Below are 13,330 nucleotides of genomic sequence, written 5' to 3'. Positions count from 1 at the left end.
AGATCATCCGGCACGAAAACGAAGCCGGCAGGTATCACCGGCCGTCTACTCAATCCTCCGCCGCCTGCTCCGCCGGCCAATCCCGGATATACGCCTTGAGCATGCGGTTCTCGAAACTCTGCGCCTCGAGCACCGCGCGCGCGACGTCGTAGAACGAAATCACGCCCAGCAGCGTCTTGGCATCCATCACCGGCAGGTAGCGCGCGTGCTTCTCGAGCATCATGCGGCGCACCTCGTTGACTTCGGTTTCGGGCGTGACCGTGATCGGGGCTTCGTCCATGTGCTTGCGCACGGTGCCGCCGCCGAGCGTGCCGCCGTTGGCATGCAGCGCCTTGATCACTTCGCGGAAAGTCAGCATCCCGACGAGGTCGCCGTATTCCATGACGACCAGGGAACCGATGTCCTTTTCCGACATCGTATTGACCGCGTCGGCGAGCAACGTTTCAGGGGTCACCGTGTAGAGGATGTTGCCCTTCACCTGCAGGATTTCTGAAACTTTCATATTAGCCACCCCGGCTTTTGTTGGAATATTCACTGGTTGATTTCTTTGTCTAAGGCATAACACGAATGTAGCCTAAGCCTATCAGAAAATCCAGTTACGCGAGGAAGTAAGCCCCGGGGCATGGCAGAGCGATGAAAGAATGCTACGATGCCGTCCATAATAAAACCGAACTTCTTACAAAACGAGACGATCATGAGCGGTCCACATTACCCGGGCTTCGATACCCTGGCGCTGCACGCCGGCGCCGCGCCCGACCCGGTCACCGGCGCGCGCGCCACGCCGATCCACTTCACTTCCTCGTTCGCCTTCCGCGATTCAAGCCACGCCGCCTCGCTCTTCAACATGGAGCGCAGCGGCCACGTCTACTCGCGCATTTCGAACCCGACCAACGCCGTGCTGGAAGAGCGCATCGCCGCGTTGGAGGGCGGCGTGGCCGGCATCGCCACCGCCAGCGGCCAGGCCGCGATGCACCTGGGCCTGTCGACCATCGCCGGCGCCGGCTCGCACATCGTGGCCTCGCGCGCGCTCTACGGCGGCTCGCACAACCTGCTGGCGTACACCTTGAAACGCTTCGGCATCGAGACCACCTTCGTCGACCCGCGCGACCTCGACGCCTGGCGCGCCGCGATCCGCCCCGACACCAAGGTGCTGTTCGGCGAAACCCTCGGCAACCCGGGCCTGGATGTGCTCGACATCCCGCGCATCGGCGCGCTCGCGCACGAGCACCACCTGCCGCTGATGGTCGACGCCACCTTCACCACGCCCTACCTGCTGCGCCCCTTCGACCTCGGCGCCGACCTGGTATTCCACTCGGCCACCAAGTTCCTGTGCGGGCACGGCACCGCGATCGGCGGACTGCTGGTCGACGGCGGCACCTTCGACTGGCAGGCGGCCTACGAGCGCACGGGCCGCTTCGCCGAGCTGTGCGAACCCTACGAGGGCTTCCACGACATGGTCTTCGCCGAAGAATCGACCGTCGCCGCCTTTGCCCTGCGCGCCCGCCGCGAGGGATTGCGCGACTTCGGCGCGGTGATGAGTCCGCACAACGCGTTTGCCGTCCTGCAGGGGATCGAGACGCTCGGCCTGCGCATGGACCGCCACGTGACCAATACGCGGCGCATCATTGACTTCCTGCTGTCGAATCCGGCGGTGGCCTCGGTCTCGTATCCGGAACTGGAGAGCCATCCCGATCATGCGCTGGCCAAGACGCTGCTGCCGAAGGGCTGCGGCGCCGTGTTCACCTTCAACCTGAAGGGCGACCGCGCCGCCGGCCGGCGTTTCGTCGACGCCCTGAAAGTGTTCTCGCACCTGGCCAACGTCGGCGACGCCAAATCGCTCGTCATCCACCCGGCCTCGACCACGCACTTCCGCGTGCCCGCCGACCAGCTGGCGGCGTCCGGCATCCTGGAAGGCACGATGCGCCTCTCGGTCGGCCTGGAAGATGCGGACGACCTGATCGAAGACCTGGCGCGCGCGCTCAAGGCGTCGCAGAAAGGGGCTTGAACATGAACATTGATATCGCAGGCAAGGCCGCCTATGCCTACAGCGGCGGCAAGCCCTTCGACGCGGCGCTGCCGACGATCGTCTTCATTCACGGCGCCCAGAACGACCATTCGGTCTGGGGCCTGCAATCGCGCTGGTTCGCGCACCACGGCTACGGCGTGCTGGCCGTCGACCTGCCCGGCCACGGCCGCAGCGCCGGCCCGGCCTTATCCACCGTCGAAGCGATGGCGGACTGGCTGCTGGCGCTGCTCGATGCCGCCGGCGTCGCCCGCGCCATCCTCGCCGGCCACAGCATGGGTTCGCTCGTCGCGCTGGAAGCATCGCAACGCGCGCCCGGCAAGGTACGGGCGCTGGCGATGCTCGGCACGACTTACCCGATGAAGGTGTCGGACGCCCTGCTCGCAACGTCGCGCGACGACGAGGCGAGCGCGATCGACATGGTCAACATCTGGTCGCATTCGAGCATCGCCCACAAGCCGTCGAGTCCCGGACCCGGCTTCTCGGTACTGGGCGGCGCGCGCCGGCTGATGCAGCGCATGTCGGCCATCAATCCCGACCGGCTGTTCCATAACGATTTCGCCGCCTGCAATGCCTATGCCAACGGCGAAGCCGCGGCAAGCGCGGTGCACTGCCCGACGCTGTTCATTTTCGGCGTTAAGGACATGATGACGCCGCCGCGCTCGACCAAAACGCTGACCGGCGCCATCGCGCATGGCAAGGTGGTGCAGGTCGACGCCGGCCACTCGCTGATGAGCGAGCAGCCCGATGCGGTACTCGATGCGCTGGCGGCATTTGCCGCCCGCCTCGAACAAGAGGAGACAGCATGACCTTCGCCGAATTCTATCCCTTCTACCTGACCCAGCACGCCGACCGCCGCTGCCGCCGCACCCATTTCATCGGCAGTTCCGGCGCGCTGCTGGCGATCGCCACGGCAATCGTCACCGGCAACGCCTGGTGGATCCTGGTGGCGCTGGTGTTCGGCTACGGCGGCGCCTGGATCGGGCATTTCTTCTACGAGCACAACCGGCCGGCGACGTTCGCGCAGCCGTGGCTGTCGTTCAAGGCGGACTGGGTGATGTACTGGCAGATGCTGACGGGGAAGCTGAGTTTTTAGTCGAAACGGTGGGGTACCGTCGTTGTAGGGTGGAGTCCTGACTCCACGCGGTAGGGAAGCCAATTCGTCGAGACGCCTGAACCAGTGTTAAGGTTGCCTATCGCCCTGGAATGCCGCGAGTCCGCAAGCGCCGTACCGCGTGGACTCAGGAGTCCACCCTACAGCTGCGCCGCGTTCCGCGTGGGCTCGGGGCGCCCACCCTACGACTCATCAAGGTGTTGGCCGCCGCATATTGTAGGGTGGGCGCCCCGTGCCCACGCGTTCGTGCGGGTGCATGCCGCAACGTGTCCAGCGTCGCAACAGTCGCTCATCCGACGCGTTCCCGCGCCGCGAAATACGCACTGATCGGCTGATCCAGCCCCTGCCCCACTGCCGCCTCGACCTCCCGCGCCAGCGCCGCCGCATCCAGCGACAGGCTTGACCCCGGCACCTGCTGCGCACTCGGCGCCAGCACGCCGCCGAAGACGAACAGCCGGTAGACGTCGGCCACGCGCAGCACGGCGGGGTCGGCCAGCAAGACCCAGGCCTCGGCGCCGGCACGCTCGCTGGCGCCCCAGCCGCCCTGCGGCGCATCCGGCTGCACCCGGCCGACCCAGCCGGCGGCCACCATCTGCTCGAGCAGCAGGCTGATTTCGTCGTAGCCGATGCGGGTGTGGGTGCGGATCGCACCGGACGACACCAGCGCCGAGCCGGTGGCGTGCGCCCCGCCGTGCAGCACCTTCAGTACCGCCATGGCGTCGACGAATACCCCGCCCGGCGCCGGCACGTGCCACCAGCGTTCATATTTAATGACCGGCAAGGCGGCCGCCACGACCGCGCCGAGCAGCGTGATCAGCCACGACAGGTACAGCCAGACCAGGAACAGCGGCAGCGCCGCCAGCGCGCCGTAGATGATGGCGTAGGTCGGGAACTGGCGGATGAACAGGGCGAACAGGCGCTTCGCCAACTCGAAGGCAATCGCCGCCGCCAATGCACCCCACAGCGCGTCGCGCCAGCCGACGTGGCGGTTCGGCACCGCCACGTACAGCAGCGTGTAGGCGCCGGTACTGAGCGCGAGCGAAGCCAGCGCCGACAGCAGCGCGCCGAGGATCGAACCAAGCAGGGGTACCGCTTGCGCCATGCCGCCGGTGGCCGTGAACAGCTGGCCCGTGAGGCTGATCGAGAGGCCGAACAGCAAGGGTCCGAGCGTGATCAGCGCCCAGTAGGTCAGCAGGCGCTGCATCAGCGGGCGCGGACGGCGCACGCGCCAGATCTGGTTGAAGACGCGCTCGATCATCGCCATCATCGCCGTCGTGGTCGACAACAGCGCCACCGCGCCCAGCGCCGACAAGCCCTTGGCTTTGTCGGCAAATTGCGTCAGGTTGGCGATGATCGTGTTCGATATCGCGCGCGGGATCAGCGCCTGGGCGAAATACGTTTCCAGGGCCGTACGGAGCTGACCGAAGATCGGAAACGTGGTAAAAATGGCCAGTACGATCGTCAGCAAGGGCACCAGCGCCAGCGTCGTGGTAAAGGTGAGGCTGCCTGCCACCTGCGGCAGCCGTTCCTCGCGCAGGCGCCGGCGCGCGAAGCGGATCAGGTCGCGTACTTCGGGCAGGGTCAGCCCGCGCACGCGCTCGAAGTCGCTGACGATCTCGTTCTTCGAGCGCGCAATTGCATCAACCGTTTTGGAAAGCATGTTGTTGTTATTCTGGATAGTCCCGAAGACATTCGGTGCAGCAAAGCATTCTATAATACCAACGATGAACCCGACCCTGACCATACTCGTGTTGTACTACTCGCGCCACGGCGCCACCCGCAAGCTGGCCGAGCTGATCGCCCAGGGCATCGAAAGCGTCCCGGGCGCGGAAGCCCGCCTGCGCACGGTGCCGGCGGTGTCGACGGTGGCGGAAGCGACCGCGCCGGCGATCCCGGCGGACGGCGCCCCCTATGTCGAACTGTCCGACCTGGCCGAGTGCGCCGGACTGGCCCTGGGCTCGCCCACGCGCTTCGGCAACATGGCGGCGGCCATGAAATACTTCCTCGACGGTACCGCGGCCGAATGGCTGGCCGGCACCTTGTCCGGCAAGCCGGCGGTCGTGTTCGCCTCCACCGGCAGCCTGCACGGCGGCCAGGAAGCGACCCTGCTGTCGATGATGATTCCGCTGCTGCACCACGGCATGCTCGTCATGGGCCTGCCCTACACCCATCCGGAACTGATGACGACCTCCAGCGGCGGCAGCCCCTACGGCGCCACCCACTGGGCCGGCATCGACGGCGACAAGGCGGTTACCGAAGACGAGAAACGCCTGGCGATCGGGCTCGGGCGCCGCCTGGCCGAAGCCGCCGCCAAGTTGCAATCCACATTGCCTGGACCACGCTGATGCAAACCCAAAAGCTGTTTCATGGTGGCGCCATCGCCAGCCTGATCTGGCTGATCGGCTGGCTGGTGGCCTGGGAAATCTGGGTCGCCCCGCTGCATCCGGGCGGCTCGCTGCTGGCGCTGAAAGCGCTGCCATTGCTGCTGCCGCTGCGCGGCGTCATCAAGCGCGACCTGTACACGCTGCAATGGTCGTCGATGGTGATCCTGCTGTATTTCGCCGAAGGCGTGGTGCGCGCCTGGAGCGATACGCGCGAACTGTCGCGCATGATGGCGCTGGGCGAAGTGACGCTGGTCTGCGTGTATTTCGCCTGCGCCCTGCTCTACCTGCGCCCCTATAAAAAGGCGGCGCAAAAGCTGGCCAAGGAATTGCTCGACAAGGTGAAAGTGCCGCATGACTGAGGATTTCCTGGAACGCTGCCGCGCGATCGTGGGCGCACCAATGGTGCTGACGCTCGAGTCCGACATGGCGCCCTACCTCACCGACTGGCGCGGCCGTTTCACCGGACGCGCGCGCGCCGTGCTGCTGCCCGCCACGCTCGCGCAGGTGGCGCAGCTGGTGGCCGCCTGCGCCGCCGCGCGCGTGCCCATCGTGCCGCAAGGCGGACGCACCGGCCTGGTGCTGGGCAGCGTGCCCGATGCCAGCGGCGCGGCCGTGGTGCTCTCGCTGCGGCGCATGAACCGCATCCTCGACATCGATACCGTCAACCGCACGATCACGGTCGAAGCCGGCGCCATCCTGCAGCAGATCCAGGACGCCGCCGCCGAGGCGGGCCTGCTGTTCCCGCTGTCGCTGGCGGCCGAAGGCAGCTGCACGATCGGCGGCAACCTGTCGACGAATGCCGGCGGCACCGCGGTGCTACGCTACGGGAACACGCGCGACCTCTGCCTCGGGCTGCAAGTCGTCACACCGGCCGGCGAAGTCTGGGACGGCTTGCGCGGCCTGCGCAAGGACAATACCGGCTATGCGCTGCGCGACCTGTTCATCGGCGCCGAAGGCACGCTCGGCGTGATCACGGCCGCCGTCCTCAAGCTGTATCCGCAGCCGAAAGCGTCGACCACGGCCCTGGTAGCGATGGATTCGCCGGAAAGCGCGCTGGAACTGCTGTCGCTGATGCAGGACGGCTGCGGCTCCAGCCTCACCGCCTACGAGCTGATGTCGGACTTCTGCCTGCGCCTGGTCGGCGAGCACTTCCCGCACCTGCCGCGCCCGTTCGCGCACGGCCATGCGCAGTATGCCCTGCTGGAAGTGTCGAGCAGCGAATCGGAAGCGCATGCGGTCAGCCTGCTCGAAAGCGGGATCGAAGCGGCCCTCGAGGGCGGCCTGGCCATGGATGCCGTCGTCGCCACCTCGATCGCGCAGAGCAACAGCCTGTGGCAGCTGCGCGAACACATTCCGTTGGCCCAGGCCAGCGCCGGCAAGAACATCAAGCACGACGTCTCGCTGCCGATCTCCCGGATCGCCGCCTTCATCGCCGCCACCGACGCCGCCCTGGCCGCCGCCTTTCCCGGCTGCCAGGTGGTCTGCTTCGGCCACCTGGGCGACGGCAACCTGCACTACAACGTCGCGCCGATGGCGGGCGTGGCGCACGACGATTTCCTCGACAACCAGGCCGCGATCAACCGCATCGTGCACGACAGCGTGGCCGCCTTCGACGGCTCGATTTCGGCCGAACACGGCATCGGCGCGCTGAAACGCGAAGAACTGCAACGCTACAAGGACCCCGTCGAACTGAACATGATGCGTGCCATCAAAGGCGCCCTCGACCCGCTCGGCATTATGAACCCTGGCAAAATTTTGTGACCTGGGAGAGCATATGACGAGGACGATGATGGCGGCAGCGATGGTGTGCGCGCTGGCGCAGCCGGCAACGGCGCAGACAATTTACAAATGCACGGTTGGCGGCAAGACCAGCTATGGCGAACAGCCGTGCGCGGATGGCAAGGCGACCACGCTGGCCGTGCCGGCGGCGCCAGCCGACGCGGACGCGGCGCGTGAACGGCTGGAACGCGACAAGGCGCGCCTGGCCGCCTTGCGAAAGGAACGGGCCGCCGATGAAGCGCGGGCCGAACGCGACAATCAACGCGTGGCGCGCGCCGCAGCGGCCACCCGCCAGAAATGCGAACGCCTGCGCCTGCAGGGCAAATGGGCGCGGGAAGACGCGGCACGCGCCGACAAAGCGACGGTGGCAAGCGCGCGCCTGAAGGCGCAGCGGCAGGCGGAGGCATTGGCGGTTGAATGTCCGGCCTGAACGTCCTGTCCCGTTGGCTGCTGGTCGGCGAATGGCGCGCGCATCCGGTGCGCGCCGTGCTGGCGGTGACGGCGATCGCGGTCGGCGTCGCCATGGGCTTCGCCATCCACCTGATCAACGCCGCCGCCTTTAACGAATTCTCCAGCGCCATCAAGAGCCTGTCCGGCCAGGCCGATGTCCAGGTGGCAGGGCGCGAAGCCGTGTTCGACGAAGCCATCTATCCGCGCCTGGCCGAATACGCGGGCGTGGCGCTGGCCGCGCCGGTGCTCGAAGTGCAGGCGGCCATTCCTGCCGCGCGCGGCTCGCTGCGCCTGGTCGGGATCGATCCGCTGCGCGCCGGCTACATCGCGCCCGACCTGCTGGGCGTGCCGGCCGAGGGGCGCGGCAGCGACGTCCTGGCCGACGACAGCGTTTTCCTGTCGCCGGCCGCGCAAGCCTGGCTGACCCTGCAAACGGGCGCAGCGCTCACGGTGCGCGCCGGCACGCGCGACGTCGCGCTGCGCGTGGCCGGCCCGGTGTCGCGCGCGCGGCCCGGCCAGCGCTTTGGCGTGATGGACATCGGCGCCCTGCAGTGGCGCTTCGACCAGCTCGGCAAACTGTCGCGCGTCGACCTGAAACTGCGCGACGGCGTCAACCGCGCCGAGTTCGAGGCGCGCCTGACGGCCGATCTCGAGCGCGACTTCCCGGGGCGCTTCCGCGTCCAGCAGCCCAACGACAGCGACCAGCAGAGCCGCAACAATAACCTCAGCCGCGCCTATCGCGTGAACCTGACGGTGCTGGCGCTGGTGGCATTGTTCACCGGCGCCTTCCTCGTGTTCTCGACCCAGGCGCTGTCGGTGATGCGGCGGCGCAGCCAGTTCGCGCTCTTGCGCGTGTTCGGTGTCGAACGGCGCCAGCTGCTGCGCCAGGTGCTGATCGAAGGCGCCAGCCTGGGCGTGATCGGCGCGCTGCTGGGCGTGGCGGCCGGCTATGCGCTGGCGGCGCTGGCGCTGCGCTTTTTCGGCGGCGACCTCGGCGCCGGCTACTTCCCCGGCATCAAGCCGCAGGTCGTATTCACGCCGGTCGCGGCATGCGTGTTCTTCGCGCTGGGTCTGGGCGTGGCGCTGCTGGGCTGCCTGGCGCCGGCATTCGAAGCGGCGCGCGCCAAGCCGGCCGTGGCGCTGAAGGGCGGCAACGACGAAGCGGCGCTGGCGCACCTGTCGCGTGTCTGGCCCTCGCTGATGTGCCTGGCGCTGGCCGGCGTGTTTTCGTTTGCGCCGCCCGTGCTCGAACTGCCGCTGTTCGGCTACTTTGCGATCGCCCTGCTGCTGATCGGCGGTATCGGCTTGATGCCGCGCCTGGCGGCCGGAACCTTCCGCCTGCTCAGCCGGCCCTTGCAACGCTCAGCGAACCCGCCGCCGGTGCTGGCGTTGACGCTCGCGCGCCTGGCCAATGCACCCGGCCAGGCCTCGATCGCCCTCGGCGGCGTGCTGGCCAGCTTCAGCCTGATGGTCGCGATGGGCATCATGGTGGCGAGCTTTCGCATCTCGGTGGACGACTGGATGCGCCACATCCTGCCGGCCGACCTGTACGTGCGCAGCAGCGCGGGCGGCAGTTCGGGCTTTTTCGGCAAGCCTGAACAGGATGCCATCGCGCGCGCCGCCGGCGGCAATCCGGTTCAGTTCCTGCGCACGCGGCCGCTGTCGCTGGCCGCCGACCGGCCCGACGTGGTGCTGATCGCGCGCGACATCGACGCGCTTGACCCGGGCCGGCTGCTGTTCCTGGTCGGGCAATCGGCTCCCGTTCCCGCCGGCGCGCGTCCGGCCTGGGTATCGGAAGCGATGCTCGACCTGTATGGCGTCCAGGTCGGGCAGACCCTGAACCTGCCGCTGGGCGGGCATCCCGCAACCTTCTTCATTGCCGGCGTCTGGCGCGACTACGCCAACCAGTCCGGCTCGATCGTGGTGCGCCTGGCGGACTACCGTGCGCTGACCAACTCCCTGGAAGTGACCGACGCCGCCATCTACGCCGGCAGCGAGGCAAATACCGACCGCATCGAACGCGCGCTGCGCCAGCTCCCCTTCGGTGGCGCGCTGCAACTGGCGCGTCCCGGCGAGATCCGCGCCGCCAGCCTGCAGATTTTTGACCGCAGCTTCGCCGTGACCTACCTGCTGGAAGCGATCGCGATCGTCATCGGCCTGTCCGGTGTGGCCGCCACCTTTTCGGCGCAGACGCTGGCGCGCGCGCGCGAATTCGGCATGCTGCGCCACGTGGGCGTGACGCGCGGCCAAGTGCTCGGCATCCTCGCCGTCGAGGGCGGCTTGCTCACCACACTGGGCGTGGCGTGCGGCTTCGCGCTCGGCCTGGTGATCAGCCTGATCCTGGTGTTCGTCGTCAATCCGCAATCCTTCCACTGGACCATGGGGCTGCACCTGCCCTGGGGTTTGCTGGGGACGGTGGCGGCGGTGCTGGTGGCGGCTTCGGTCGGCACCGCGCTGGTGTCGGGACGCTATGCGTTGTCGGGCGGGCCGGTGCGCGCCGTGCGGGAGGATTGGTGATGCGTTTTATCTTTGTTATGCTGCTCTTGTTCATGCCGATGCTGGCCGGCCTGGCGCAGGCGGCGCCGCCGCAATTCGCGCCGGTGAAGCCGGGCCAGGCGCTGGCCTTTCCGCGCGATTACGGCGCCCATCCGGAATTCCGTACCGAGTGGTGGTACGTCACCGGCTGGCTGAAAACGGCGGCCGGCAAGCCGCTCGGTTTCCAGGTGACGTTCTTCAGGAGCCGCACCGAGCACGATCCGGCCAACCCGAGCGCCTTTGCGCCGCACCAGCTGGTGATCGGCCATGCGGCCCTGTCCGACCCGGAAGTCGGGCGCCTCGTGCACGACGAGCGCAGCAGCCGCGCCGGCTTCGGCCTGGCCTGGGCCAAGCCGGGCGACCTCGACGTCAAGCTCGACGACTGGCGCATGGTGCGCGGGGCGGACGGCAATTACCGCGTGACGCTGAAATCCGCCGCGATGACTTTCGATCTCACGCTGGCGCCGACCCAGCCGCCGCTGGTGCAGGGCGAAGGCGGCTATTCGCGCAAGGGGCCGGCCGCCCGGCACGCCAGTTACTACTACAGCCTGCCGCAGTTGAAGGTGACCGGCGTGGCCGGGCGCGCCGGCGCTGCCGGGCCGGTCACGGGCAGCGCCTGGTTCGACCACGAATGGTCGAGCGAAGCGCTGCAGCCGGAAGCGCAGGGCTGGGACTGGATCGGCGCCAACCTCGACGACGGTTCGGCGCTGATGGCTTTCCAGATCCGCGCCAAGGACGGTGGTAAACTATGGGCGCACGCCACCGTGCGCGGGCGCGACGGCAAAGTGACCCGTTACGCGCCGGGCGAGGTGACGTTTACTCCGCAGACGCGGTGGAAGTCGCCGCGTACCAATGCCGACTACCCGGTCGCCACCACGATCGCGACCGGCGGCACGCGCTGGCAGATCGCACCGCTGCAGCCCGACCAGGAACTCGATTCGCGCCGCTCGACCGGCGCCGTCTACTGGGAAGGCGCAGTGACGGTTGCGCGCGATGGCGTGCCGGCGGGACGCGGCTACCTCGAGATGACGGGCTATGTGCGCCAGATGAAACTTTGAACCACCAGATAAAACAAGCAGAACAACAAGCGACACGATGACCCAGCGCTCACCCAGCACCAGTACCGACAAGACCACCGGCAGCAGCACCGGCAAACCCGACTCCGCTCCTGATAACGCATCCCGCAAGGGCAGCCTCGCCGCGCTCAAGGGGCTGATGCCGTTTCTTCGCCCGTATCGGCGCCAGTTCATCCTGGCCGGCATCGCCCTGCTGTTCGCGGCCGGCGCCACGCTGGCCATTCCCGCCGCCTTCAAGCAGATGATCGACCTCGGCTTCGGCGCCTCGGCCGGCGCCCAGAGCATCCGCCACGTCGACGCCACCTTCCTCGCCCTGTTCGGCGTTGCCGCCGTATTGGGCGTGGCCACCGCCGCGCGCTTCTACATGGTGTCCTGGCTGGGCGAACGCGTCACCGCCGACATCCGCAGCGCCGTCTACCGCCACGTGGTGCACCAGAGCCCGGAATTCTTCGAGACCACGCAGACCGGCGAAGTGTTGTCGCGCCTGACCACCGACACCACCCTGATCCAGGCCGTGGTCGGCACCAGCATCTCGCTTGCCTTGCGCAATACCCTGCTCTTCACCGGCGGGCTGGTGATGCTGTTCGTGACCAGCGCCAAGCTCACCGCCATCATCCTGGCTTTACTGGTGGCCGTGATCCTGCCGATCGTCCTGTTCGGGCGGCGCGTGCGCAAGTTGTCGCGCGATTCGCAGGACCGCATCGCCGACGCCTCGGCGCTGGCCGGCGAGATCCTGAACGCCATGCCGACCGTGCAGGCCTACACCCACGAAAAGATCGAGGCCGAACGTTTCGGCACCAGCGTCGAGGGAGCGTTCAGCGCCGCCATGCAGCGCATCCGCGCGCGCTCGTTGCTGACCATGCTGGCCATCGTGCTGGTGTTCGGCACCATCGTGTTCGTGCTGTGGCTGGGCGCGCACGCGGTGCTGCAAGGGACCATGACTGGCGGCGACCTCGGCCAGTTCATCCTGTACGCCTCGATCGTGGCCGGTTCGATCGGCGCCCTGGCCGAGGTGATGGGCGAAGCGCAGCGCGCCGCCGGCGCCACCGAACGCCTGCTCGAACTGCTGGCAGCACGTTCGGACATCCGCAACCCGGCGCATCCGCGCGCCTTGCCGGCGCGTTCCTCGAACGGCGCCGCGCTGGCCCTGAACGACCTGACCTTCGCCTACCCGTCGCGCCAGGACACGGCGGCGCTGTCGCACGTGTCGCTGGCGATCCGCCCCGGCGAGACCGTGGCCGTGGTCGGCCCCTCGGGCGCCGGCAAGACGACGCTGTTCCAGCTGCTGCTGCGCTATTACGATCCGCAATCCGGTTCGATCACGCTCGACGGCGTCGACATCCGCGACCTCGACCTGCATACCTTGCGCGGCGCGATCGGCATCGTTCCGCAGGACACGGTGATCTTCTCGGCCGACGCAATGGAAAACATCCGCTACGGCCGGCCCGATGCCTCGGACGAGGAAGTCATCGCCGCCGCCAAGTTGGCGGCCGCGCACGAGTTCATCGAGCGCCTGCCGCAGGGTTACCGCTCCTTCCTCGGCGAGCGCGGCGTGCGCCTGTCGGGCGGCCAGCGCCAGCGCATCGCCATCGCGCGCGCCCTGCTGAAGAATCCGCCGCTGCTGCTGCTCGACGAGGCGACCAGCGCGCTCGACGCCGAATCCGAGCGCCTGGTGCAGGGCGCGCTCGAAGCGGCGATGGTCGGCCGCACCACCGTCATCATCGCGCACCGCCTGGCGACCGTGCAGCGGGCCGACCGCATCGTGGTCATGGAAGACGGCCGCGTGGTGGAAACCGGCACCCACGCCTCGCTGGTGGCAATGAAGGGCATCTACGCCAACCTGGCGGCGCTGCAGTTTCATAATGTGCATGTCGAACATTAAAGATGTGTCGCGGGTGATACGGAAAACCTGATCGTTTCGACATTTTTTAGTTGATGCGAGGAAACTTACTGGTAGGATCCGCAACAC

At 67.7% G+C, this 13,330-nt stretch carries 12 protein-coding genes; 10 read left to right on the top strand and 2 right to left on the bottom strand.

Annotated features, from left to right (window positions below):
* Nucleotides 1–49: 49 nt before the first annotated feature.
* Nucleotides 50–502 (bottom strand): CBS domain-containing protein, encoded by a 453-nt coding sequence (locus tag AC56LG_RS15825; protein WP_497167026.1) that lies wholly within the window; start codon nt 500–502, stop codon nt 50–52.
* A 192-nt stretch (nt 503–694) separates the two neighbouring features.
* Between AC56LG_RS15825 and AC56LG_RS15820 the strand changes: the two genes are divergently transcribed.
* Genes AC56LG_RS15820 through AC56LG_RS15810 form a run of 3 tightly spaced genes read left to right on the top strand, consistent with a single transcriptional unit; the run spans nt 695 to nt 3,119 of the window.
* Nucleotides 695–2,005 carry an O-acetylhomoserine aminocarboxypropyltransferase gene (locus AC56LG_RS15820; protein WP_497167025.1) on the top strand — a complete coding sequence of 437 codons (1,311 nt, stop codon included), beginning with the start codon at nt 695–697 and terminating at the stop codon, nt 2,003–2,005.
* A gap of 2 nt (nt 2,006–2,007) precedes the next feature.
* Nucleotides 2,008–2,832 carry an alpha/beta fold hydrolase gene (locus AC56LG_RS15815; protein ID WP_497167024.1) on the top strand — a complete coding sequence of 275 codons (825 nt, stop codon included), beginning with the start codon at nt 2,008–2,010 and terminating at the stop codon, nt 2,830–2,832.
* On the top strand, nt 2,829–3,119 hold the full coding sequence (locus AC56LG_RS15810) for an Mpo1-like protein (protein WP_192050268.1): 291 nt from the start codon (nt 2,829–2,831) through the stop codon (nt 3,117–3,119). Before AC56LG_RS15815 ends, AC56LG_RS15810 begins: the two co-directional genes overlap by 4 nt.
* A 307-nt stretch (nt 3,120–3,426) precedes the next feature.
* On the opposite strand, the gene AC56LG_RS15805 is transcribed toward AC56LG_RS15810, so the two are convergent.
* Nucleotides 3,427–4,797 (bottom strand): YihY family inner membrane protein, encoded by a 1,371-nt coding sequence (locus AC56LG_RS15805; RefSeq protein WP_497167023.1) that lies wholly within the window; start codon nt 4,795–4,797, stop codon nt 3,427–3,429.
* A 64-nt stretch (nt 4,798–4,861) separates the two neighbouring features.
* On the opposite strand from AC56LG_RS15805, the gene wrbA reads away from it, so the two are divergent.
* The 7 genes from wrbA to AC56LG_RS15770 are packed head-to-tail and all read left to right on the top strand — an operon-like array spanning nt 4,862 to nt 13,243.
* On the top strand, nt 4,862–5,482 hold the full coding sequence (gene wrbA / locus AC56LG_RS15800) for an NAD(P)H:quinone oxidoreductase (RefSeq protein WP_497167022.1): 621 nt from the start codon (nt 4,862–4,864) through the stop codon (nt 5,480–5,482).
* Nucleotides 5,482–5,880 (top strand): DUF2069 domain-containing protein, encoded by a 399-nt coding sequence (locus AC56LG_RS15795; protein ID WP_497167021.1) that lies wholly within the window; start codon nt 5,482–5,484, stop codon nt 5,878–5,880. Before wrbA ends, AC56LG_RS15795 begins: the two co-directional genes overlap by 1 nt.
* Nucleotides 5,873–7,282, top strand: coding sequence for an FAD-binding oxidoreductase (locus AC56LG_RS15790; protein WP_497167020.1), 1,410 nt, complete (start codon nt 5,873–5,875; stop codon nt 7,280–7,282). Before AC56LG_RS15795 ends, AC56LG_RS15790 begins: the two co-directional genes overlap by 8 nt.
* 13 nt (nt 7,283–7,295) lie before the next feature.
* Nucleotides 7,296–7,730, top strand: coding sequence for a DUF4124 domain-containing protein (locus AC56LG_RS15785; protein WP_497167019.1), 435 nt, complete (start codon nt 7,296–7,298; stop codon nt 7,728–7,730).
* The gene (locus AC56LG_RS15780) at nt 7,718–10,267 is read left to right on the top strand and encodes an FtsX-like permease family protein (protein WP_497167018.1); all 2,550 of its coding nucleotides are present in this window, start codon (nt 7,718–7,720) and stop codon (nt 10,265–10,267) included. The genes AC56LG_RS15785 and AC56LG_RS15780 overlap by 13 nt, the downstream gene beginning before the upstream one ends.
* Nucleotides 10,267–11,343 carry a lipocalin-like domain-containing protein gene (locus AC56LG_RS15775; RefSeq protein WP_497167017.1) on the top strand — a complete coding sequence of 359 codons (1,077 nt, stop codon included), beginning with the start codon at nt 10,267–10,269 and terminating at the stop codon, nt 11,341–11,343. The genes AC56LG_RS15780 and AC56LG_RS15775 overlap by 1 nt, the downstream gene beginning before the upstream one ends.
* A 37-nt stretch (nt 11,344–11,380) precedes the next feature.
* Nucleotides 11,381–13,243, top strand: coding sequence for an ABC transporter transmembrane domain-containing protein (locus tag AC56LG_RS15770; RefSeq protein WP_497167016.1), 1,863 nt, complete (start codon nt 11,381–11,383; stop codon nt 13,241–13,243).
* Nucleotides 13,244–13,330: the final 87 nt, after the last annotated feature.

The organism is Telluria sp. ZB2R32 (assembly GCF_059685715.1).
This window is presented reverse-complemented; position numbering and strand designations above follow the sequence as displayed.